The organism is Vreelandella vilamensis (assembly GCF_031451755.1).
Classification (GTDB): Bacteria; Pseudomonadota; Gammaproteobacteria; order Pseudomonadales; family Halomonadaceae; genus Vreelandella; species Vreelandella vilamensis.
This window is the reverse complement of record NZ_JARWAN010000061.1, coordinates 1-1,044: the sequence shown is the minus strand read 5'-3', so window position 1 is coordinate 1,044 and position 1,044 is coordinate 1. Positions and strand designations below refer to the sequence as shown.

The following is a 1,044-nucleotide window of genomic DNA, read 5'->3' as shown; positions in this document are numbered from 1 at the left end:
CAAGGTAGCCGTAGGGGAACCTGCGGCTGGATCACCTCCTTAAACGATGCATCCCCCTCGCGGTAAGCGCTCACAATGAATTACCTGATCACGTAATAGAGCAAACGGTTTAAGCACAATCCCTCTTGGGTCTGTAGCTCAGTTGGTTAGAGCGCACCCCTGATAAGGGTGAGGTCGGCAGTTCAAGTCTGCCCAGACCCACCAAATTTTATTCATCACTGCGTTATTTTGCGTCTTGCATGGTCGGCTATGTGTTGCCATAAAATGCTTTGCATTGAATAAAATTGCCCAGAGGTAAGTGTTCGACATATGGGGCCATAGCTCAGCTGGGAGAGCGCCTGCCTTGCACGCAGGAGGTCAGCGGTTCGATCCCGCTTGGCTCCACCATTATGTTGTACGTTACCAACCGTTTGTTGATGTTTTGTGATCATTGATAAGTCATAACGCAACTAGTGCGTTGCCTTATCACTGTTCATCGAACAGTCGCTCTTTAACAAGATATATCATGCTGACAGAAACGTTGTTGATAACGTTTCTACGTAAATTGTTTTGTGATACGTCTCAAGCGTATCCGGCAATCGTGATCATTGCGCGATCCAGACTCCTTCGGGTTATAGGGTCAAGCAATGAAGCGCACACGGTGGATGCCTAGGCAGCCAGAGGCGATGAAAGACGTGGAAGCCTGCGATAAGGCTCGGCGAGGTGGCAAACAACCTGTGACCCGGGCATTTCTGAATGGGGAAACCCACTCACCATCAGGTGAGTATCTTGCGCTGAATCTATAGGCGTAAGAGGCGAACCAGGGGAACTGAAACATCTAAGTACCCTGAGGAAAAGAAATCAACCGAGATTCCCCTAGTAGCGGCGAGCGAACGGGGACCAGCCCTTAAGCGTGTGACGGATTAGGCGAACGTGCTGGGAAGCACGGCCGTAGCGGGTGATAGCCCCGTAGCCGAAAATCTGATCACGTGAAATCGAGTAGGTCGGGGCACGAGAAACCTTGACTGAAGACGGGGGGACCATCCTCCAAGGCTAAATACTCCT

General features: G+C 50.9%; 2 tRNA genes and 1 rRNA gene. All 3 read left to right on the top strand.

From position 1 onward, the window contains the following. Positions 1 to 127 precede the first annotated feature (127 nt). Positions 128 to 204 (top strand) — tRNA-Ile (locus tag QC823_RS16135). Between the two features lie 107 nt (positions 205 to 311). Next, positions 312 to 387: transfer RNA gene (locus QC823_RS16130), tRNA-Ala, on the top strand. Between the two features lie 230 nt (positions 388 to 617). Continuing rightward, a 23S ribosomal RNA gene (locus tag QC823_RS16125) occupies positions 618 to 1,044 on the top strand; the annotation flags it as partial.